At 75.2% G+C, this 20,681-nt stretch carries 20 protein-coding genes and 1 pseudogene; 17 read left to right on the top strand and 4 right to left on the bottom strand.

The genetic code is table 11. The annotated features are described in order from the left end of the window. The first annotated feature begins 29 nt into the window (after positions 1-29). The 5 genes from K353_RS00105 (at position 30) to K353_RS00085 (ending at position 6,857) form a co-directional block, all read left to right on the top strand. Entirely contained in the window at positions 30-1,889 is a 1,860-nt protein-coding gene (locus tag K353_RS00105; protein ID WP_111551817.1) for a N,N-dimethylformamidase beta subunit family domain-containing protein, read from the top strand. A 201-nt stretch (positions 1,890-2,090) separates the two neighbouring features. After that, the gene (locus K353_RS00100; protein WP_111551816.1) at positions 2,091-3,671 is read left to right on the top strand and encodes an FMN-binding glutamate synthase family protein; all 1,581 of its coding nucleotides are present in this window, start codon (positions 2,091-2,093) and stop codon (positions 3,669-3,671) included. A 78-nt stretch (positions 3,672-3,749) separates the two neighbouring features. Next, positions 3,750-5,477, top strand: coding sequence for a thiamine pyrophosphate-dependent enzyme (locus tag K353_RS00095; protein ID WP_111551465.1), 1,728 nt, complete (start codon positions 3,750-3,752; stop codon positions 5,475-5,477). A gap of 132 nt (positions 5,478-5,609) precedes the next feature. Continuing rightward, a complete protein-coding gene (locus K353_RS00090) occupies positions 5,610-6,344 on the top strand; it encodes a class I SAM-dependent methyltransferase (protein ID WP_111551464.1) in 735 nt (244 codons plus the stop codon). Positions 6,345-6,539: 195 nt separating this feature from the next. Then, a complete protein-coding gene (locus K353_RS00085; RefSeq protein ID WP_111551463.1) occupies positions 6,540-6,857 on the top strand; it encodes a hypothetical protein in 318 nt (105 codons plus the stop codon). A gap of 66 nt (positions 6,858-6,923) precedes the next feature. Here the strand turns inward: K353_RS00085 and K353_RS00080 are convergent, their stop codons facing one another. After that, on the bottom strand, positions 6,924-8,000 hold the full coding sequence (locus K353_RS00080) for an ROK family protein (protein WP_111551462.1): 1,077 nt from the start codon (positions 7,998-8,000) through the stop codon (positions 6,924-6,926). Positions 8,001-8,053: 53 nt separating this feature from the next. Between K353_RS00080 and K353_RS00075 the strand changes: the two genes are divergently transcribed. The 3 genes from K353_RS00075 to K353_RS00065 all read left to right on the top strand — a co-directional run bounded on the left by K353_RS00075 (position 8,054) and on the right by K353_RS00065 (position 10,084). Then, positions 8,054-9,115, top strand: a complete 1,062-nt coding sequence (locus K353_RS00075; RefSeq protein ID WP_111551461.1) for a Gfo/Idh/MocA family oxidoreductase — start codon at positions 8,054-8,056, stop codon at positions 9,113-9,115. After that, a complete protein-coding gene (locus K353_RS00070) occupies positions 9,112-9,567 on the top strand; it encodes a heme-degrading domain-containing protein (protein ID WP_199527934.1) in 456 nt (151 codons plus the stop codon). Before K353_RS00075 ends, K353_RS00070 begins: the two co-directional genes overlap by 4 nt. Before the next feature lie 238 nt (positions 9,568-9,805). Beyond that, a complete protein-coding gene (locus tag K353_RS00065) occupies positions 9,806-10,084 on the top strand; it encodes a DUF427 domain-containing protein (protein ID WP_111551460.1) in 279 nt (92 codons plus the stop codon). 91 nt (positions 10,085-10,175) lie between these two features. Here the strand turns inward: K353_RS00065 and K353_RS00060 are convergent, their stop codons facing one another. Next, positions 10,176-11,102 carry an NmrA family NAD(P)-binding protein gene (locus tag K353_RS00060; RefSeq protein WP_111551459.1) on the bottom strand — a complete coding sequence of 309 codons (927 nt, stop codon included), beginning with the start codon at positions 11,100-11,102 and terminating at the stop codon, positions 10,176-10,178. Between the two features lie 117 nt (positions 11,103-11,219). On the opposite strand from K353_RS00060, the gene K353_RS00055 reads away from it, so the two are divergent. The 4 genes from K353_RS00055 (at position 11,220) to K353_RS00040 (ending at position 15,604) form a co-directional block, all read left to right on the top strand. Beyond that, positions 11,220-11,783, top strand: coding sequence for a TetR/AcrR family transcriptional regulator (locus K353_RS00055; protein ID WP_111551458.1), 564 nt, complete (start codon positions 11,220-11,222; stop codon positions 11,781-11,783). Positions 11,784-11,913: 130 nt separating this feature from the next. Beyond that, the gene (locus tag K353_RS00050) at positions 11,914-12,189 is read left to right on the top strand and encodes a UBP-type zinc finger domain-containing protein (RefSeq protein WP_111551814.1); all 276 of its coding nucleotides are present in this window, start codon (positions 11,914-11,916) and stop codon (positions 12,187-12,189) included. Positions 12,190-12,342: 153 nt separating this feature from the next. Continuing rightward, positions 12,343-14,502 carry a glycogen debranching protein GlgX gene (gene glgX, locus K353_RS00045; RefSeq protein WP_111551457.1) on the top strand — a complete coding sequence of 720 codons (2,160 nt, stop codon included), beginning with the start codon at positions 12,343-12,345 and terminating at the stop codon, positions 14,500-14,502. A 151-nt stretch (positions 14,503-14,653) separates the two neighbouring features. Continuing rightward, on the top strand, positions 14,654-15,604 hold the full coding sequence (locus tag K353_RS00040) for a YihY/virulence factor BrkB family protein (RefSeq protein WP_370447531.1): 951 nt from the start codon (positions 14,654-14,656) through the stop codon (positions 15,602-15,604). 45 nt (positions 15,605-15,649) lie between these two features. Here the strand turns inward: K353_RS00040 and K353_RS00035 are convergent, their stop codons facing one another. Beyond that, on the bottom strand, positions 15,650-16,516 hold the full coding sequence (locus K353_RS00035) for an MBL fold metallo-hydrolase (RefSeq protein WP_111551455.1): 867 nt from the start codon (positions 16,514-16,516) through the stop codon (positions 15,650-15,652). A gap of 88 nt (positions 16,517-16,604) precedes the next feature. Between K353_RS00035 and K353_RS00030 the strand changes: the two genes are divergently transcribed. After that, positions 16,605-17,204 (top strand): TetR/AcrR family transcriptional regulator, encoded by a 600-nt coding sequence (locus tag K353_RS00030; RefSeq protein ID WP_111551454.1) that lies wholly within the window; start codon positions 16,605-16,607, stop codon positions 17,202-17,204. Positions 17,205-17,482: 278 nt separating this feature from the next. Here the strand turns inward: K353_RS00030 and K353_RS00020 are convergent, their stop codons facing one another. Continuing rightward, positions 17,483-17,686, bottom strand: a complete 204-nt coding sequence (locus K353_RS00020; protein WP_033253417.1) for a cold-shock protein — start codon at positions 17,684-17,686, stop codon at positions 17,483-17,485. Positions 17,687-18,054: 368 nt separating this feature from the next. Here K353_RS00020 and K353_RS37060 point away from each other — a divergent pair. The 4 genes and pseudogenes from K353_RS37060 to K353_RS00005 form a co-directional block, all read left to right on the top strand. Then, positions 18,055-18,357, top strand: a pseudogene (locus tag K353_RS37060) (alpha/beta fold hydrolase); the annotation flags it as partial. 333 nt (positions 18,358-18,690) lie between these two features. Then, the gene (locus K353_RS35000; RefSeq protein ID WP_233533295.1) at positions 18,691-18,969 is read left to right on the top strand and encodes a GlsB/YeaQ/YmgE family stress response membrane protein; all 279 of its coding nucleotides are present in this window, start codon (positions 18,691-18,693) and stop codon (positions 18,967-18,969) included. Positions 18,970-19,190: 221 nt separating this feature from the next. Then, entirely contained in the window at positions 19,191-19,601 is a 411-nt protein-coding gene (locus K353_RS34725) for a hypothetical protein (protein WP_199527932.1), read from the top strand. Positions 19,602-20,213: 612 nt separating this feature from the next. Beyond that, on the top strand, positions 20,214-20,681 hold a 468-nt coding region (locus K353_RS00005), incomplete at its 3' end, for a hypothetical protein (RefSeq protein ID WP_199527931.1).

Genomic DNA, 20,681 nt, shown 5'->3' with positions numbered 1-20,681 from the left:
GGGCCACCTCGTGCCCGCAGGGCGGCCGGATGCGCTTCGAGGTGACCGCCGGCGACGGCGGCCCGCTCACCGGGCGGGTCCTGGTCACCGACGTGGTGGCCGGCCGGGTGCGCGCCGCCGCGGACCTCCGGGGCACCCACTGGGAGCTCACCGTCCCCGCGCACTGGCCCAGTTCGCTCTACCGGGCCAGCTTCCACGACCTGCGCCCCGAGCAGCCCGAGCCGGAGCGCGACGCCGAGCACGAGGTGTGGTTCGCCGTCCGGGCCGCCCGCCCGGCCGCCCCGGTCCTGGTCTCCGTCCCGTTCGCCACCTGGCGGGCCTACCACCGGTCCGGCCAGCCCGGCCGGAGCCTCTACTACGCCGAACAGCCCGACCGGGCCGCCCGGGTGGCGCTGGACGCCCCCGGCGGCGGCCCGCCGCCCGAGCGCTGGGAGGAACCGCTGCTGCACTGGCTGCACCGCACCGGCCGCCCGGTCGAGTTCTGCTCCGGATTCGACCTGGACGACGGCGGCGAACTGCTCTCCGCCCACCGGCTGCTGGTGGTCAACGGCCACGACGAGTACTGGACCGCCGGGATGCGCGACAGCGTCGAGGGCTTCGTCCGCCGCGGCGGCAACCTCGCCGTGTTCGCCGGGAACACCGCCTGGTGGCAGATCCGGCTGGAGGACGGCGGACGCACCATGGTCTGCCACCGGGACGCCGCCGCCGACCCCGTCGCCGCCACCGACCCCGCCCGGGCCACCGTCGAGTGGTCCTCCGCGCCGGTCGACCGCCCGGAGAACACCATGACCGGCGTCAGCTTCCGCAACGGCGCGGGCGCCTGGGGCGAGGGCATGGCCGTCATCGGCGAGGAGGCGTACACCGTCCGGTTCGCCGACCACTGGGTGTTCGAGGGCACCGGCCTGTCCGACGGCGACACCTTCGCCCGCGGCGCCCTCGGCTACGAGACCGACGCCGCCGAACTCGACTGGTCCCTCGGCGTCCCCCGGCCCACCGGCCGCGACGGCACCCCGCGCTCCTTCGCCGTCCTCGCCACCGCCGACCTGCGCCACTGGCGCAGCTACGGCCAGGGCGGCTGGGCCACCCTGGGCGTGCACCGGCTCGGCGCCGGGACGGTCTTCAACGCGGCCACCATCAACTGGGGCCGGGCGCTGGACGACCCGGCCGTCGACCGGGTCACCCGCAACGTCCTCGACCGGCTCTCCGGCACCGTCCCCGCCCCCCGCTGGCACACCGTCGGCCCGGCCCCCGCGCTGCGTGCCCTCGCCGCCTGCGAGGGCACCCTGTTCGCCCTCGCCGCCGACGGACGCACCCTGCTGCACCGCGAACCGTCCGAGCAGAACCTGCCCTGGCAGCCCTGTGCCGACCCCGACCCCGACCCCGGCCCCGTCTCCGATCCCGCCTCCGCCTCCGCCCCCGTCGAGCTGCGCTGCCTGACCGCCCCCCGCGAAGCCTGCCGTCCCGTCCCGCTCGCCCTGCTCGCCGTGACCACCGAGGACCGCCTCGTCCACCGCGACCCCGTCACCGGCCCCTCCCCCTGGCGGGACGCCGGACCGGTGCCCGCCGGAACGGCCGCGCTCGCCCTGTGCGACACCACCCTGTTCGCCCTCACCCCGCACGACGACACCCTGCACCACCGCCCCGCCCAGCTCCCCGACGCCCCCTGGACGGCGCTCGGCGGCGCCGGGAAGGCCACCGCCCTGACCGTCCTCAACGCCCGGCTGTACGCCCTCGGCCCCGACGGCCTGCTCAGCCGCCCGCCCGTCCGCACCGACGAACCCTTCCGCCCGGCCGCGCCCTTCCCCCCGGCCACCGCGCTGGCCGCCCACGCCGGCCGCCTGCTCGCCGCCACCCCGGACGGCCGCCTGATCAGCCACCCGCCGGCCTGAACCCCGGCCGACCGGACCCACGGGGGCCGCTCGGACACCGCCCGGGGGCACCCCCGCGCGGCACCGGGAGCACGGGCCCGACGCCCGCCCCTTGCCGACCCTTTGCCCACCCTTTGCCGCCGCCTGACCTGCCCTTCTTCCGCGTTCCGGGCCGGCCGCGGGAGGACTGCGATCCGGTGATCCGGTTAGACGCCCACCGTGCTGAGATTCCTGTGGGTGGCCTTGCTGGGGTGCGGAGCGGCGGCGGCCGCGGTGGTGGCGTCGACGGTGTCGCCGTGGTGGTGGTTCCTGGCGGTGCCGCTACTGGCGCTGGCGGCGCTGGCGGTCGCCGACGTGGTGCAGACCCGGCACTCGGTGCTGCGCAACTACCCGGTGCTGGGGCACCTGCGGTTCGCGCTGGAGGACATCCGGCCCGAGGTGCAGCAGTACTTCGTCGAGCGCAACGTGGACGGCCGCCCCTTCAACCGGGATACCCGGAGCATCGTCTACGAGCGGGCCAAGGGCACCGACGCCGAGGAGCCGTTCGGCACCGAGCTGGACCTGTACGAGCCCGGCCGGGAGTTCCTCGTCCCGTCGCTGGCCCCGGTCGCGGTGCCGAAGGAGGCGCCCCGGGTCCGGATCGGCGGCCCGGACTGCACCCGGCCCTACGACATGGCGCTGCTCAACGTCTCCGCGATGAGCTTCGGCTCGCTCTCGGCCAACGCCGTGCTGGCGCTGAACACCGGCGCGGCGCAGGGCGGCTTCGCGCACGACACCGGCGAGGGCGGCCTGTCCGAGTACCACCTGCGGCCGGGCGGCGACCTGGTCTGGGAGCTCGGCACCGGCTACTTCGGCTGCCGCACCGAGGACGGCGGCTTCGACCCGGCCCAGTTCGCCGAGAAGGCCGCCCACCCGCAGGTCAAGTGCCTGTCGCTGAAACTCGGACAGGGCGCCAAGCCGGGCATCGGCGGGGTGCTGCCCGGCGCCAAGGTCAACGCCGAGATCGCCAAGGTGCGCGGCGTGCCGGAGGGCAAGACGGTCATCTCGCCGCCGTACCACCGGGTCTTCTCCACCCCGCGCGAACTGGTGCTGTTCCTGGCCCGGATGCGGGAGCTGGCGGACGGCAAACCGGTCGGCTTCAAGCTGTGCGTCGGCTCGCGGCAGCAGTTCCTGGCGGTGTGCAAGGCGATGCTGGCGGAGGGCGTCACCCCGGACTTCATCGTGGTCGACGGCGCCGAGGGCGGCACCGGCGCGGCTCCGCTGGAGTTCGCCGACCACGTCGGGATGCCGCTCACCGAGGGCCTGCTCACGGTGCACGACGCGCTGCTGGGCACCGGCCTGCGGGACCGCGTCCGGATCGGCGCCAGCGGCAAGGTCGCCACCGGCAGCGACCTGGTCAAGCGGCTGATCCAGGGCGCCGACTACACCAACGCGGCCCGGGCCATGATGTTCGCGATCGGCTGCATCCAGGCCCAGCGCTGCCACACCAACACCTGCCCGGTCGGCGTCACCACCCAGGACCCGCGCCGGGCCCGGGCCCTGCACGTCGGCGACAAGTCGCAGCGGGTCGCCCGCTACCAGGAGGCGACCGTCAAGAGCGCCCTCCAGATCATGGCCTCGATGGGCGTCGACGACCCCGCCGACCTGCACCCGCGGATGCTGCGCCGCCGCCTGGACCAGCAGACCGTCCGCTCCTACGCCGACCTGCACCCGCCGATGGCACCGGGCCGCCTGCTGGACGACCCGCCGCAGTCCTGGGCCCGCGACTGGCGCGAGGCCGACCCCGACCGCTTCACCGTCTGAACCGCCCACCGTCCGAACCCCCTCACCGCCCGAACCGCTTCACCGTCTGAACCGCCCACCCGCGACAAGGAGCCCCCCGTGGCACGTACCGTGGCCCGCGTGATCGTCGACGCCCTCCGGGAACTGGAGGTGCGGCACGTCTTCGGCGTGGTCGGCGACGCCCTCAACCCACTGACCGACGCCATCCGCACCACCGAGGGCATCGAGTGGGTGGGATGCCGGCACGAGGAGGCGGCGGCCTTCGCGGCCGGCGCCCAGTCGCAGCTCTCCGGGGGGCTGGGCGTGTGCATGGGCACCGTCGGCCCCGGCTCGGTGCACCTGCTGAACGGCCTGTACGACGCGGCCAAGAGCCGCACCCCGGTGCTGGCGATCGCCGGGCAGGTACCGTCCGCGGAGATCGGCGGCGACTACTTCCAGGAGGTCGACAACGACCTGCTGTTCCGGGACGTCGCGGTGTTCCGGGCCACCGTCCTCTCGCCCGAGCAGCTGCCCCGGCTGCTGGAGGCGGCGGTCCGCGCCGCGCTCGCCGAACGCGGCGTCGCCGTGCTGACCGTGCCCGGCGACCTGGGCGAGCAGGAGCTGACCGACGACCGCCCGGCCCGCTTCCCGCACACCCGCCCGGTCACCCGCCCCGACGACGAGGGCGTCCGGCGGGCCGCCGAACTGATCAACGCGGGGGAGCGGGTGACCCTGCTGGTCGGCCGCGGCGCCCGGGAGGCCGGACCGGAGGTCCGCGAGCTGGCCGAGCGGCTGGCCGCGCCGATGGTGCTCACCCTCAAGGCCAAGGAGGGCTTCGAGGACGCCAACCCGTACCAGGTCGGCCAGACCGGCCTGATCGGCAACCCGGCCGCCGCCCACGCCCTGGACTCCTGCGACACGCTGGTCCTGCTCGGCACCGACTTCCCCTACCGCGACTGGTACCCGCAGGGCCGCAAGGCCGTCCAGATCGACCTGGACGAACGCCACCTCGGCCGGCGCACCCCGGTGGACGTCGGCCTGGCGGGCGACACCGCGGCCACCCTGCGCGCGCTGCTGCCGCTGCTGGACGCCGTCGAGGACCGCACCCACCTGGACGAGGCGCTCGGGAAGTTCGCCGACTGGCAGCAGGGCCAGCGCAAGCTCGCCGACACCCGGCACGACCACCGCCTGCTGGGCCGGCTGCGCAGCGCCTTCGACAACCGCGACGGCGACGTCCGCCCGGAGGCGCTGGCCGCGGCGGTGGACGCGGCGGCCGCCGACGACGCGGTTTTCACCTCCGACACCGGCATGGCCACCGTCTGGCTGTCGCGCTTCGTCACGATGCGCGGCGGACGGCGGCTGCTGGGCTCCTACAACCTGGGCTCGATGGCCAACGCCATGCCGCAGGCCCTGGGCGCCCAACTGCACTACCCGGACCGCCAGGTGGTGGCGTTCTGCGGGGACGGCGGGCTCAGCATGCTGCTCGGCGACCTGATGACCATCAAGACCCACCGGCTGCCGGTGAAACTGGTGGTCTTCGACAACCGCCGGCTCGGCATGGTCAAGCTCGAACAGGAGCAGTCCGGACTGCCCGAGTTCGGCACCGAGCTGGACAACCCGGACTTCGCGGCGGTGGCGACCGCGCTCGGCCTGACCGGCATCCGGGTCACCGGCCCGGACGAGCTGGCGGACGGCGTCCGGCGGGCCTTCGAGACGCCCGGGCCGGTGCTGCTGGACGTGCTCACCAACCCCCAGGAGATCGCCGTCCCGGCGAAGCCGACCGTCGAGCAGGGCTGGGGCTTCGCGATCGCCAAGGTCAAGGAGACGCTGCGCAGCCATGGCGAGTGACGCCCGCCGGCCCCGCCCGGGCTTCCCGCCCCTCCCGTCCGGACGGCCGGTTCGTCGCTTGGCCGGTCGGCCGGCTCGTCGGCCGGCTCGTCTACCGGCCCGGGGCGGGGCCGGTGCGGCAGGGCGGTCGGCATGAGCGCCTCCGAGGAGAGCGACTACGCCGTCAGCGCCGAGTTCTACGACCTGCTCCAGGCGGAGGGCGACCGGCGGCGGGCCCGGCGGTGGTTCGCCGCTGCGGCCGGCCGGGCCCGGCACGGGATCGTCGAGTTCGGCGCCGGGACGGGGCTCGTCACCGAGGTGCTGCTGGAGTCCTCGGGCGTCCCGGTGCACGCCGTCGAGCCCGCCCCGGCGATGCGGACGGTGCTGATGTCCCGCGCGGCGGTGCTGGGCGCGGGCCGGCGGACCCGGCTGACCGTCCACCCGGACCGGGCCGAGGACGCCGGGCTGGTCGGGGCCGCCGACCTGGCCGTGGCCGCCAACGTGGTCGGCTGCGTCGAACCGGCCGCCCGGCGCGCCCTGTGGCGGACGGCGGCCCGGGCCCTGGTGCCCGGGGGAGTGCTGCTGTTCGACCCGCCGCCCACCGGGCTCCCCGACGGGGCCGAGACCCTGACCGGCCTCGGCCCGGTCCGGCTGGGGGCCGACAGCTACCGGGCGGACATCACCCGGCTGCCCGACCGCGGGCTGCTGCGGATGGTCTTCGACTACCGGGTCGAACGGGCGGGCCGGGCGGTGCGCCACGTCCGGGAGGAGTTCCCGATGTGGCCGGCCGACCCCGCGGCCCTGGCGGCGGAGGCCGCGCAGGCGGGCCTGGAGTTCGTCGCCTCCCCGCACCCGGAGCTGCTGGCGGCCCGCCGCCCGTCCGGCTGAGCCCGCCGCCGTCTCCGTCCCCGCTCGTGGCCCCGTCCCGGCCCTCCTGCCCGGGTCGGGCCGAAAGTCCATCAATTTCCATCATGCGTTGGGTATTTGCGTGAAACGGATAGCTTGCTACGGTCCACTCGCCGGAAGTTGCACACCGGTCGCGGCGGACCGTTCCGTCGGCGACCCCAGCACGAGGAGACCCCCTTGTCGCGCGTCCGTTCCGCCGCCGCCCTCGCGGCCGTCGCCCTGGCCACCGTCGGCTTCACCGGGTTCATGGGCCTGACCGCCACCGAGGCCGCGGCCACCACGCCGCCCACGCCGTACATGTGCCCGCCGTTCCTCACGGACGGCGCGCACGGCCTCTACGGGTGGACCTACGGCCAGGGCTGGCTGGTGTGCAACTACGGCGGCGGCCCGGCCGCCCCGCTGACCTGCCGGTACAACGCGTTCAGCGGCGACGCCTGGTTCAGCGCGCCGAACCCCGACTACTGCCCGACCCGCGCGGTGCCCACCGCCGCCTGATCCCGCCGCCGCCCCGGTGCGGCTCTGCGGGCGGGCCCGGCTTCGGCCGGGCCCGCCCGCGCGGGTTCAGCCGAAGAGCCGCGCCAGGGTGAGGCCCGCGGCGCCCTGGGGGACCGCCAGGTCGGTGGCGCGGGCGAGGGCGACGTGCTGCCAGTGCGGATCGGGCAGCCGGGCGGCGAGCGCGGCGCGGATGGCGCCCTCGTACGGCTCCGGGTCCGCGAGGAGGGCGTCGCCGCCGAGGGTGACCTCCTCGACGTCGAGCAGGCGGACCAGGTTGGCGACGCCGATCGCGAGGGCGTCCGCGGCCTCCCCGGTGCGGCCGGCCCGCAGGGCGGTGAGGCAGACGGCCTCCAGACACCCGCGGGCGCCGCAGGCGCACGGCGGTCCGGCCGGGTCGATGCACTGGTGGCCGAACTCGCCGGCGTTGGTGCGGGCGCCGCGCTGGACCCGGCCGCCGAGGACCAGGCCGGCCCCGACGCCGTCGCCGAGGTGGACGAAGGCGCGGTCGTCCGGGCCCGGGCGGCTCAGGACGGCGGCGGTGGTGTTCTTCTCGACGACCACGGGCAGTCCGGTGCGGGTCCGCACCGCCTCGCGCAGGTGCAGGCCGTGCCAGCTCGGCATGCCGGTGACCTGGTGCAGGACGCCGTCGCGGGTGTCCAAGGGGCCGGGGCAGGCCAGGCCGAGGCCGAGCACGCCGCCGGTCCCGGAGGCCGCGGTGAGCGCGCGGACCATGGCGGCGAGCCGGTCGAGGACCGGGCCGGGGCCGCCGTCCGGGTCGATCGGCTCCTCCGCCCGGGCGGTGACGGCGCCGGTGAGGTCGACCCGGAGCAGGCGCAGTCCGCGGCGGCCGATCTCGGCGCCGAGGGCGGAGCGGGAGCCCGGGACGAGGCGCAGCAGGGTGCGCGGTTTGCCGCTCTGTCCGGCGACGCGCTCGTGGCCCGCCTCGGTGAGCAGGCCGTCGGCGAGCAGCCGGGCGGTGATCTTGCTGATGGCCTGGGCGGTGAGCCCGGTGCGGGTGGCCAGTTCGACCCGGCTGGTGCCGCGGTCGGCGGCGGCGCGGACGGCGCGCAGGACGGCGGTGTCGTTGCGGTCGCGGAGCAGGGCGAGGTTGAGGGCGCCGTGGTGGGCCGGGTCGGTGGTCACCCGTCGATTATGCGAGCTTGCCGGTTAGTCCACGCTGTTGTTTAACTGGGGGCATGGACCTTCCGACCCTGAACGTGGGACTCATCGGCTACGGCATCGCCGGTGCGGTCTTCCACGCGCCCCTGATCAGCACCACGCCGGGCCTGCGCCTCGCGGCCGTGGTGACCTCCGACCCGGAACGCCGCGCGCAGGTCTCCCGCGAGCACCCGCAGGCCGAGCTGTTCGCGGACGCCGACGCCCTCCGCGCCGCCGCGCCCGGCCTCGGACTGGACCTGGTCGTGGTCGCCTCCCCCAACCGCACCCACATCCCGCTCGCCACCGCCGCCCTGGAGGCCGGACTCCCGGTCGTGGTCGACAAACCGCTCGCCGCCACCGCCGCCGAGGGCCGGCGGCTGGCCGACCTGGCCCGGGACCGGGGCCTGCTGCTCAGCGTGTTCCAGAACCGGCGCTGGGACGGCGACTTCCGCACCGTCCGGCAGCTGGTCGCCTCGGGACGGCTCGGCCGGGTCAACCGGTTCGAGTCGCGCTTCGAGCGCTGGCGCCCCGAACTCAGCGGCGCCTGGCGGGAACTGGGCGACCCGGCCGAGGCCGGCGGCCTGCTCTACGACCTGGGCGCGCACCTGGTCGACCAGGCCCTGGTCCTGTTCGGCCCGGCCGAACGCGTCTACGCCGAACTGGACGCCCGCCGCGACGGCGCGCAGACCGACGACGACAGCTTCGTCGCCCTCACCCACGCCGACGGCACCCGCTCCCACCTGTGGATGAGCGCCACCGCGGGCGACCTCGGCCCCCGCTTCCGGGTCCTGGGCTCCCGGGGCGCGTACGTCACCCACGGCCTGGACGGCCAGGAGGACGCGCTGCGCCAGGGCCGCACCCCGGCGGACCCGGACTGGGGCGCCTACCCGCGCGAACGCTGGGGCGCGCTGCGGGCCGGGGAGGAGACCGAACCGGTGGCGACCCTGCCCGGCAGCTACCAGGACTACTACGCCGACCTGGCCCGGGCGCTGCACGGCCGGGGCCCCGTCCCGGTCGAGGCCCGCGACGCCGTCGAGGCGCTGCGCGTGCTGGAGGCCGCCCAGCGCTCCGCCCGCACCGGATCGGCGGTGGCGCTGTGACCCTCGACATCCCCGAACTGGAACGCCAGCACCGGGAGTTGCAGCTCCCCTCGGCCGACCTGGACGACCTCTGGCGGCTGGGCTCGCTGATCGTCGCCGAAGCCCGGGCCCGCGACCTCGCGGTGACGGTCGACATCCGCCACGGCGAACAGCAGGCCTTCCACGCCGCGCTGCCCGGCACCAGCGCCGACAACGACCACTGGGCCCGCCGCAAGGCGGCCGTGGTGCGCCGCTTCGGCGAAGCCTCCTACCTGGTGGGCGAACGCCACCGGGCCGCGAACCGCACCTTCGACCTCGACCCGGCGCACTACGCCGCGCACGGCGGCTCCTTCCCCCTGCTGGTGCGCGGCACGGGCATGGTGGGCACGGTCACCGTCTCCGGCCTGCCGCAGGTCGAGGACCACCGCCTGGTCACCGACTGCCTGGCCCGGTACCTCGCACAGCAGCGGTAGGGGAGCGCCCCGCAGCCCCGCCGCGCCCGGACGGCCCCGCAGCCCCGCGTCCACGCGGCTGCGGGGCTGCGTGTCCGCACGGCTGCGGGGCCGTCCGGCCGGGGCCCGCCCGGTCCGGTGGGCGCGGGAAGCCCGTGCCCGAACGTCCCTGACCGCCACCGGAGTTCACCGCCGCCCGTCGGCGGGACACCGGCGTGTCGGCCGGACACGGCCCGTCCCGCTGCGGAGGATGGCCGGTATGGAAGCGATCTGGAACGGCACCGTCCTCGCCCGCAGCGACGACACGGTCCTCGTCGAGGGCAACCACTACTTCCCGCTCGAAAGCGTCGAGCGGACGTACCTGGAGGAGTCCGACACGCACACCACCTGCCCCTGGAAGGGCGAGGCCTCGTACTACAGCGTCGTGGTCGACGGCCGGAAGAACCAGGACGCGGCCTGGTACTACCCCGACCCGTTCCCCGAGGCCGAGCAGATCCGCGGCCGCCTCGCCTTCTGGAAGGGCGTGCAGGTGGTCTGACCGGCCCGCCCGGACGGCCTCCGCCCGGGCCGCGCGGCGCCCCGTCGTCGGGACCGTGCCCGCCTGCCCGCCTGCCCGCCCGCCTGTCGGCTCAGGCGGTGGCCGCCGGCAGGTGGGCGCGCGCCCACTCCTCGAAGCCGGTCAGGTCGAGGCCCAGCGCCCGGGCGAACTCCGGCCGGGCCGGCTGGCCGACCACCTCCATGAACTCGTGCGTGGCGCCCATGTCGCCCATCCCGGCGGCGCGGGCCTGTTCCTCGGTCATGTCCGGGGCCGTCAGCGGGACGCCCCAGGCGCGGGAGAGGACCGCGGCGATCTCGGTCATGGTCAGGTAGTCGCTGGCGAGTTCCAGCTCCACCCGGTGGAACGCGGCGGGGTCGGCGACGGCCGCCGCCGCGGCCCGGCCCACGTCCTCGGCGGCGACGAGCGACAGGTGCGTGCCCGGTTTGACGACGGTGACCAGGCCCCCTTCCAGGCCGCGCGGGAAGTAGAACCGCAGGGCCGGCTCGAAGTTCTCCATGAAGAACGACGGCTTGAGCAACGTCCAGGAGGGGAAGTCCAGTTCGCGCAGCCGGTCCTGGATCGCGGCCTTCGTGCCGAGCGGCACCTCCAGCCGCGCCCACCGCCCCTCGGCCCAGCCCGGGGCCTCGACGTGCTGCCCCACGCCGCTGGTGGAGGACTGGACGAACTGCCGCACCCCGGCGGCCCGCGCGGCCGTCATGAGGTGGTCCGCCTGGCGGACCTCGCCGGCGAAGTCGAACCCCTGCCCGGTGTACGCGGGCATCTGCACCGAGAAGACGGCCCGCACGCCGTCCACGGCCGCCTCCAGGGTCGCGGGTTCGGTGAGGTCGCCCACGCACAGGGCGGCGCCGAGCGCCTCGACGGCCCGGGCGCGCGGCGTGCCCGGGTCGCGCACCAGGGCGCGCACCGGTATCCCCCGAGCGAGCAGGGCGCGGGCGGTGGCGCCGCCTTGGCGGCCGGTGGTGCCGGTGACGAGAACCGGCGGTTCGGCAGTGGTCATGGGGACGTCTCCTCGGCGGTCGCGCACGGCGAAAACGGCGGGGTCCGCCGTTTTGCGTTCGCTACGATACGGCGAGGGCCGCCACTCATCAACACACCGATCACCGCTGGGGAGACCATGACCGGCCAGCGCTCGGACGCCCGCCGCAACCGCACGCACATCCTGGCCGTGGCCGAGGCCGAGGTGGCGGCCCGGGGCGCCCAGGCGTCCCTGGAGCAGATCGCCCGCGTCGCGGGCGTCGGCTCGGCCACCGTGCGACGCCACTTCCCCACCCGCAAGGCCCTGCTCGAAGCCGTCTTCCAGCAGCGCGTCCACGACCTGTGCGAGCGCGCCCACGCGCTCCGCGCCGAACCCGACAGCCGCGCCGCGCTGCTGGAGTGGCTGCGCGAACTGCTCGCCTACTCGCTCGCCGCCCGCGGCCTGGCGGACGTCCTCTCCTACGAGCCGCTCCGGGACGAGGCCGCCGGCAGCTCCTGCGCGCCCGCCCTCGCCGCGGCCGGCGACCTGCTGCTGCGCAGGGCCGTCGAGGACCGGACCGTCCGGGCGGACACCACCATCGACGACCTACTCGTCCTGGTCATCGGGATCGCCCTGGCCACCGAGGACTACACCGACCCGGCGACCCGGGCGGACCGCGCCTTCCGGCTCGCCGTCGCGGGCCTGGGCGCCGACGGCGGCTGAGCGGGCCCGTGCGCCCCGGCCGGTGATCCCCGCCCCGGGGAGGCGCCCGGCCCGGGCGGAGCGGAGCGCGCGTACCGTGGGTGGGGTGAACGAGTACAGCGAATGGCGGGTGGCGGAGGACCGGGGCCGGGTGGACCAACCGGTCTGCCACCACCTGGACGGGCTCCGGCAGGTCCCGGCGAACACCGTCCCCGGCTGCGAGGAGTGCCTGCGCTCCGGCGGCACCTGGGTGCACCTGCGGGCCTGCCTGAGCTGCGGGCACGTCGGCTGCTGCGACAGCTCGCCCGGGCAGCACGCCCACCGCCACGCGCACGCCGCCGACGGGCACCACCTGGCCCGGTCCCTCCAGCCCGGCGAGGACTGGGCCTGGTGCTACACCGACGAGGTCTTCCTCCGCCCCGCCTGACCGCCCCGCCTGACCGCGCGGACACCGTGCGGACACCGCGCGGACCCGGCCCGGGACCGGCAGCGCGGCCCGGCGGCCCCCCGCACCGGCCCGACGCGCGGGTGAACCGCGTTTTTCCGCCCTTCGGCCCGCCCCGTGTGCTGGAGTGACGGGATGGACATCACACCTGGACGCCCGTACCCCCTGGGAGCGTCCTTCGACGGCGAGGGCACCAACTTCGCCCTGTTCTCCGCCTGCGCCGAACGCGTCGAACTCTGCCTGATCGACGACCACGGGAACGAGCGGCGCCTGCCGCTGAAGGAAGTCGACGGCGACGTCTGGCACGGCTACGTGCCCGGCACGGGCCCGGGCACCCGCTACGGCTACCGGGTCCACGGCCCGTGGGACCCGGCGGCCGGGCACCGCTGCAACCCGGCGAAACTGCTCCTGGACCCGTACGCCAGGGCGATCGACGGGCAGATCGACGCCGCCCCCGCCCTCTGCGGCCACCGCCCCGACGACCCGGGCCGCCCCGACGACCGCGACAGCCTCGGCCACGTCCCGCTCGGCGTGGTCACCGACTCCGCGTTCGACTGGGAGGGCGACCGCCCGCCCGGCCACGCCTACCACGAGACGGTCGTCTACGAGGCGCACGTCAAGGGCATGACCCAGCGGCACCCCGACGTCCCCGAGGAACTCCGCGGCACCTACGCCGGACTCGCGCACCCCGCCGTGATCGAGCACCTCACCGCCCTCGGCGTCACCGCGATCGAACTGATGCCCGTCCACCAGTTCACCCAGGACGGCTTCCTCACCGACCGCGGCCTGTCCAACTACTGGGGCTACAACACGATCGGCTTCTTCGCCCCGCACAACGCCTACGCCGCGGCGGGCAGCCGGGGCGGACAGGTCCGCGAGTTCAAGTCGATGGTCAAGGCCCTGCACGCGGCCGGCATCGAGGTGATCCTCGACGTGGTCTACAACCACACCGCCGAGGGCAACGAGAACGGCCCCACCCTCTCCTTCCGGGGCATCGACAACGCCTCCTACTACCGGCTGGTGGACGACGACCCCGCCCACTACTTCGACACCACCGGCACCGGGAACTCGCTGCTGATGCGGCACCCCAACGTGCTCCAGCTCATCATGGACTCGCTGCGCTACTGGGTCACCGAGATGCACGTCGACGGCTTCCGCTTCGACCTGGCGGCCACCCTCGCCCGGCAGTTCCACGAGGTCGACCGGCTCTCCTCGTTCTTCGACCTGGTCCAGCAGGACCCGGTGGTCAGCCGGGTCAAACTGATCGCCGAACCCTGGGACATCGGCGACGGCGGCTACCAGGTCGGCAACTTCCCCACCCTGTGGAGCGAGTGGAACGGCCGCTACCGCGACACCGTCCGCGGCTTCTGGCGCGGCGACGACGGCACGGCCGGCGAGTTCGCCGAACGGCTGCTCGGCTCCTCCGACCTCTACCAGCACGACCGCCGCCGCCCGCGCGCCGGCATCAACTTCGCCGTCGCGCACGACGGGTTCACGCTGCGCGACCTGGTCTCCTACCACGACAAGCACAACGAGGCCAACGGCGAGGACAACCGGGACGGCGAGAGCGACAACCGCTCGTTCAACTGCGGCACCGAAGGCCCCAGCGACGACCCGGCGGTCGAACGGCTGCGCGCCCGCCAGCAGCGCAACCTCCTCACCACCCTGATGCTCTCCCAGGGCGTCCCGATGATCGCCCACGGCGACGAGATCGGCCGCACCCAGCAGGGCAACAACAACGCCTACTGCCAGGACAACGAACTCTCCTGGATGGACTGGGACCTCGACCCGCAGCGGCGCGAACTGCTCGACTTCACCCGCCGCGCCGTCGCACTGCGGCACGAGCAGCCCGTCCTGCGCCGCCGCCGCTTCCTGCGCGGCCCGGACGGCCAGGACGGCCCCCCGGAGCAGGCCGAGGCCGTCTGGCTGCGCACCGACGGCGAGCTCATGGACGACGGCGACTGGAAACGCCGCGACACCCACGCCCTCGCCCTCTACCTGTCCGGCGACGGCATCCGCACCGGCGACGGCATCCGCACCGGTGAGGGCGTCCGCACCGGCGACGGCACCGAGGGCGCGGACTCCCTGCTGCTCCTGGTCAACGGCTGGTCGGGCGAGGTCGCCTTCCAACTCCCGCCCGCCGCCTTCGGCGAGAGCTGGACCACCCTGGTGGACACCGCCGACCCGGAGCTCACCGACGCCGACGAGACCGACTTCAAGGCCGGCACGACCGTCCCCCTCGAAGGCCACAGCCTGCGCGTCCTGCGCCGCGCCCACCGGAGCCCGGCCGCCTGACGGCCGTCCCCCCCGGCGGTGCCCCACCCGCGCGCGGGCGGGGCACCGCCGGTTCGGTTTCGTACCGGTCGGTTTCGCGCCGGCCGGTTTCGCGCCGGTCAGGGCGGGAATCCGGTGCTGGCGGCCGGTCGGGCGCGTTCAGGTCCTTTCGGTGCGCGGGGGGTTCGTGGTGGCGGGGTCGTCGGGCGGCAGGAGGCGCTGGTGGCGGGCGCTGCGGCGCACGCCGCTGACGATGTGGAACGACGACATCACCGACTTCGCGGCGGCGCTGACGTACTACGCGGTCCTGGCGGTGCTCCCGGCGCTGCTGGCCACGGTGGTGGGCTTCGCGCTGATCAGCCCGGCGGCGGCCCGGGACGCGGCGGTGCGGCTGGCGGGGCTGGTGCCGGGCCAGGCCGGGTCCGAGCTGGGCGGGGTGCTGACCCAGGCGCTGGGCGGGGGCTCGGCCGGCTGGACGCTGATGGTGGCGGGCGCGGGCAGCGCGCTCTGGTCCTGCTGCAGCTACCTGGCGGTGTTCCGGCGGGCGCTGCACCGGATGCACGGCACCAGCGACCAGCGCTCCCCGTGGCGCCGGGCCCCCCGGATCGTGGTGACCGCTGCGGTGCTGCTGGTGCTGCTGGCGGTGAGCGCGCTGGCGCTGATCCTGAGCGGCCCGGTCGCCAGGGGCGCGGGCCGGGTGCTGCACCTGGGCGGGACGGCCCCGCTGGTGTGGTCGGTGGTCCGCTGGCCCGCGCTGCTGGTGGTGGCGGCGGCGCTGGTGCTGATCGTCTTCCGGACCGGCCCGGAACCGGCGTGGCGCCGGTGGGGCAGCCTGCCGGGCGGCGCGCTGGCGGCGGCCCTCTGGCTGGCCTTCTCGGCAGGCTTCGCGCTGTACACCGCCACCCTGGGCACCTACAGCCGCCTGTACGGCTCGCTGGCGGGGACGGTGGTGTTCCTGGTCTGGCTCTGGCTCTCCAACCTCGCCCTGCTGGCCGGCGCCCAGTTCACGGCGGAACTGCACCGCGCCGCCGCCCGCCCGCCCCGCACCTCCGAGGCGTCCGCCAGGCCCGGGCGCGCCGCCGAGCCGCCCGTCGCCCCCGGCCCCTCCCCGGCCGGAGGCTGAGCGCCGCGCCCCCGCCGACCGGCCGCCCGCCGGCTGCCCCTTCGGCTAACCGCCCGCCGTCGTCCCGCCCGCCGTCGTCCCGCCCGCCGTCGTCCCGCCCGCCAGCCGGGCGTACTCCCACGGATCGTGGGCGCTGAAGGGCACCACCTCTCCGCCGTGCCAGCGGACCAGTTCGCGCAGCCGGGCGTGGTTGCCCAGCCGCAGCGGCCGGTCGACCTCGGTGAGCCGCTGCAGCACGTCCATGCCGGGGTGGCCCTCGGGCCGGTCCGGGTCGATCTCCCGGTGGAAGTAGTAGGCGTCGCCGCAGTGCAGCAGCCAGCGGTCGGCGCCGCGGTCGCGGACCGCGACCGCGGCGTGTCCGGCACTGTGCCCGCCGAGCGGGACGATCGCCAGGTCCGCGGCGAGCCGGGGCAGCGGGCGGACGGTGTCGAAGCCGAACCAGGGCTCCCCGTCGGCCTGCCGGTGCACCGTCCAGGCGGGCCGGTGTGCCCAGTGGGCGGGGCGGTAGCGGATCCGGTCCTCGGGGTGCGGCCCGGGGGAGCCGAGCGCGGCGCGCTGTTCCGCCTCCAGCAGGTGGACCTCGGCGTCTGGGAAGTCCGGCAGCCCGCCGGCGTGGTCGAGGTCGAGGTGGGTGAGCAGGACGTGCCGGACGTCGCGCGGATCGTGGCCGAGCGCCCGGACCTGGTGCAGCGCCGTCTCCGCGAGGTCGAGCACCGGCTGGGCGCGCCCGCGGAAGTCGGGGCCCAGGGTGCGGTCGGGGTCGGCGACGTCGGCGGTGCCGAGTCCGGTGTCGACCAGGACCAGGCCGTCCCGGTCGGTCTCCAGGAGCAGGCAGTGGCAGACCGCCGGCAGCTGTTCGCCCTCGTGCTCGACGCCGCGCAGTGAACCGCAGTTGAGGTGGTGGATCCGCATGTGCCCTCCCGGGCCGGCGGGCGTCCGCCCCGGAAATGGCGAACGACCGATCGCTAATAACGAACGGTCGTCAGGTTATGCTCGTGCCATGAGTCCTCGCAAGTCCGCCGCCGAAGCCGTCGCCACCCGCGCCCGCATCCTCGACCGCACCCTCGCCCTGGCCGTCGCCACCGGCCTGGAGGGCGTCACCATCGGGGTGCTCGCCGACGGCCTCGGCATGAGCAAGGCCGGCGTGATCGGCCCGTTCGGCACCAAGGAGGAACTCCACCTGGCCGCCGTGGACGAGGCGGTGGCCCGCTTCCAGGAGGCGGTCCTCGCCCCGCTGGCCGGCGCGGACCCCGGCGCCGGGCGGCTGGTCCGGGCCCACGACGCCTGGTTCGCCTCGATGACGGCCGACGGGCACGCGGGCTGCCTCCTCACCGCCGTCGCCGCCGAGTTCGATGCCCGCCCCGGCCCGGTCCGCGACCGGGTCCGCGAGGCGCTCGCGCGCTGGGACACCTTCGTCCTCGGCGAACTCGACGCGGCGCTCGCCGCCGGCGAACTGCCCCCCGGCACCGACCCGGCGCAACTGCTCTTCGAACTGCGCGGCGTCGCCCTGGCCGCCGACCAGGGCGTTCAGCTCTGGCACGACCCGCAGGCACCCGCCCGCGCCCGCCGCGCCGTCCGCCGCCTCCTCACCGCCCCCTGACCGCCCGCCCCCTGACCGCCCGTCACCGCACCCCGGCGCCCCACGCCGGCCGCGGCGTCGGCGGCCATGTCGGCGGTGGCGAACGGCGCGAGGTGCAGGCAGGTCGGCAGCCCGGCGCAGCAGCCCTCCTCGTCGCGGACCAGGAGGCGGTCGGCGCCGGAAGCCCGGGGGAGGCCCGAACGGGCCGGGAACGCGCCGAGGGCGCAATGCCGAGGGGCCCGCACCGCGCACATGCGCGGTGCGGGCCCCTCGCTGCTGGGCGGGTGCCGGAGCAGGAACTACAGCGGGCGGATGTTCTCGGCCTGCGGGCCCTTCTGGCCCTGCGTGACGTCGAACTCGACCTTCTGGCCCTCGAGCAGCTCACGGAAGCCGTTGGCGTTGATGTTCGAGTAGTGGGCGAACACGTCAGGACCGCCGCCCTCCTGCTCGATGAAGCCGAAGCCCTTTTCCGCGTTGAACCACTTCACGGTGCCATTAGTCATAAATAAATCTCCTTCTTGGGCTGTCCGGAACCCGCACCTCGCGGGCCCCGAGTCGCCGAGATGAGCACCCACCCGGCGAAGAGCCGGGAAACAAAAATGCGCCTGCGGAACATCAGCAGGCGCACACAGATTTCATGGGAACCATTACCGCAACTAAGTCGACTGTAACAGGCCCAGGTCCGCCACGGGGGGATATTTCCCCGCGGTTTTTTCCGGAGCCCTCCCGCGGAGCGCCGACCCCGCCTCGGTCCCGGTCCGCCGGGGCGGTCCGCGCGGACGGCCCGGATGGACGCGCGGAGCAGGAACCACGTGACTGACCGGGCCCACCGGCGCACGGCTTCGGGTGCGACCGGAACACGTGGCGCCCGGTGGTGCCGACGCTGGCGCGAGGCTTCACCGTGGTCCGCTTCGACCACGTGGGCCCGGGGAACTCGCGGCGGCCGGCCGGGGACCCGGACCGCCACGGGACGCCGACCGGGTACGCCCACGACGTGCGGGAGGCGGCGTCGGGGCCGGTCACCTCCGTGCGGCACTCGGTCAGCGCCGTGACGGGCGTCCTGGCCGCCGCCCGCGCGCCGGAGTCGTTCAGCGGCCTGGTGCTGTTCGCCCCGCCCCCCTCGCCTCGTCGACGACCTGGCCACAGGCTACCGGGGCGGGTTCAGCGCCGCCGACATCGACGGGCTGCTGGAGTCGCTGGACGCCAACTACCCCGGCTGGTCCGGCGCGATCGCCCCGCCGGAGGTGGGCGCGTTCGTTCACGCGCAGGTGCCGGCAGCCGACCGGTCACACTGAACGCGACCGGGCACCGCCCTCAGCCCGCCGCCCCGCAGGAGACCGCCGCAGCCCTCGCCCTACCACCGCCACCGCGCCCCGGCCGTCCCGCCCGAACCGGCAGCCGTGCCACCCCACCTGATCGGGCGTCGGAAAATTCGAGGGGTTTGGAAACCCGAGAAAAGCGAAGACGGCTTCCGTCACCGACCGTTCTCGTGGAGGTAGGGAAGCACATGAGCATCGTCGCCTGGATACTGATTGGTTTGGTCGCCGGTGCGATCGCGAAGGCCCTGATGCCGGGCAAGGATCCGGGTGGCATCATCATCACGATGCTCATCGGCATCGCGGGCGGCCTGCTCGGCGGCTGGCTCGGCAAGGTCATCTTCGGCGTCGACTCCATCGACGGCTTCTTCGACATCTCCACCTGGGTCGCCGCCATCGCCGGCTCGGTCATCCTGCTGATCGTCTACCGCATGGTCACCGGCAACAAGCACCACCACAGCCACGCCTGATCCTCCCCCCTCCCCGACAAGCCCTCCGCAGTGCCCCCACCACAAGGGGGCCGCTGCGGAGGGCTTGTCGCGTGGACACCGCCCGCGCCTTCCCCGTCCCCCGCGCCCCGGGCCGAACCGGCACGTGACTCCGCAGCCGGATATGAGTACCCGTGCTCAGGTACCTCCCGCCGGGGCCCACCAGGATGGCTGACGTCACAACAGCTGTGGAGGGGACGACCATGAAGTGTGCGAAGGCTTTCGGCGCGGCGGTACTGGCACTGTGCGCGGTGACCGGCCTCGGCGCCGGCCCGGCCGGCGCGACCGGCGGTGTCGAGCTGCCGTACCCCGGGCCGGACGGCGTGGTGTGGGTGAACGGCCAGGTCGGGGACGGCGGCCTGGTGTCGGGCGGGATGTCGAAGAGGCTGCCGACCGTTCTGACCGTGGCCTGCGAAGGCGGCGGCAGCGTCCGGGTGACGATGGAGTCCCAGCAGACCCGGGTCGCCGCCTTCACCGTGGACTGCCCGGTGGGCACCACCGGAGTCGGCTCCGCCACCATGGCACCGGGCCTGGTCGAGGGCTCCTTCTCCGTGGGCATCGACGCCTCCGCCGACACGATCGGCTGGGCCCTGGTGGTGACCCAGCCGGAGTAACACCCGGCGACACCGCCCCGTCCGCTGACCGCCGGGTCCCACCACCGCACGTACAGCGCGAACCGGAGCGCCGTCAGGACCAGTTGAGGGCTGCCGGTCGGCGGACGAGGGGCCGATCGGTCGGGGGAGCCGGTCCGGATGGCATTGCGGCGCTCCTGCCTGAGGTCGTGCACCTCCACCACGGCGACCGTCCCGCCGCCGACCGAGGCGAGGAGCCCGACGGCACCGAGGATCACACCCGTGAGCGCGACGCCGCGGTTGTTCGCCAGGGCCTTGCTGCGGCCACCCCCGTCAGACGGCCCGCGTGGGCGTCTCGACCGTGCGCAACTGCCGAACGGGTGGCGGCGGGCGCCTCGTCGGGGCCCGGGGCCGTGGATCGAAGCGCCGCGTCGGCGGCCGGGAGAGCGGCGTCCCGGATTTCCGGGCCGTCCGCCCGCGCGCCGGTGCGCGCGGACGGAGTGAGCGTCATGTGACCGATGCCGTCGCGCCGGCCGGCGCGGGAGTCTTTTCGTGCACGCCGGTCCCGGTGCCGGATCACGTTCCGGGGCTGTCGGGCGAATTCCGCCACCGCTCGTGCCGATCCCGCCGGCAGAGCCGAAAGCGAGTGCCACCGTGTCCCTGGAATCGTTCAAGCCGGCCGCCACCGCCGCCGCCGCCGTTGCGGGCGCGGTCGCGGTCGCCGGAGCGGTCCTGCTCCTTACCGTGGCACCCGCCTGCGCGGTGAACCCCCCGTACGGCGGCGGCCCGGTCCCGGCGCTCGCGGTCGACGATCTGGAGACGGTTCCCTGCCCCGTCTACCTGGCCTCCGATGCCCCGGGGAGCGGCAGCCGCCGGTTCAGTACGGTCTTCGCCGGGCCGAGCGGCACCTGCGCCGACTGCTTCCACCTGATCCAGGGCCGGCGGTACGTCGACTCGACGGCGGCCCACCCGCAGGACCCGCAGAGCGGTGACTACGTCACCGTGGGCGACTTCCGCCCCGACGGCGATGGCTTCCAGTGGTGCAAGGCCGGCGGCGGCCCGAACGGCACGCTGCTGGCCGACTTCCCCAGCCCCTTCGGGCACCTCGACCTCACTCGGAGC

Source organism: Kitasatospora sp. SolWspMP-SS2h, assembly GCF_003259315.1.
GTDB classification, from domain to species: Bacteria; Actinomycetota; Actinomycetes; order Streptomycetales; family Streptomycetaceae; genus Kitasatospora; species Kitasatospora fiedleri.
This window is presented reverse-complemented; position numbering and strand designations above follow the sequence as displayed.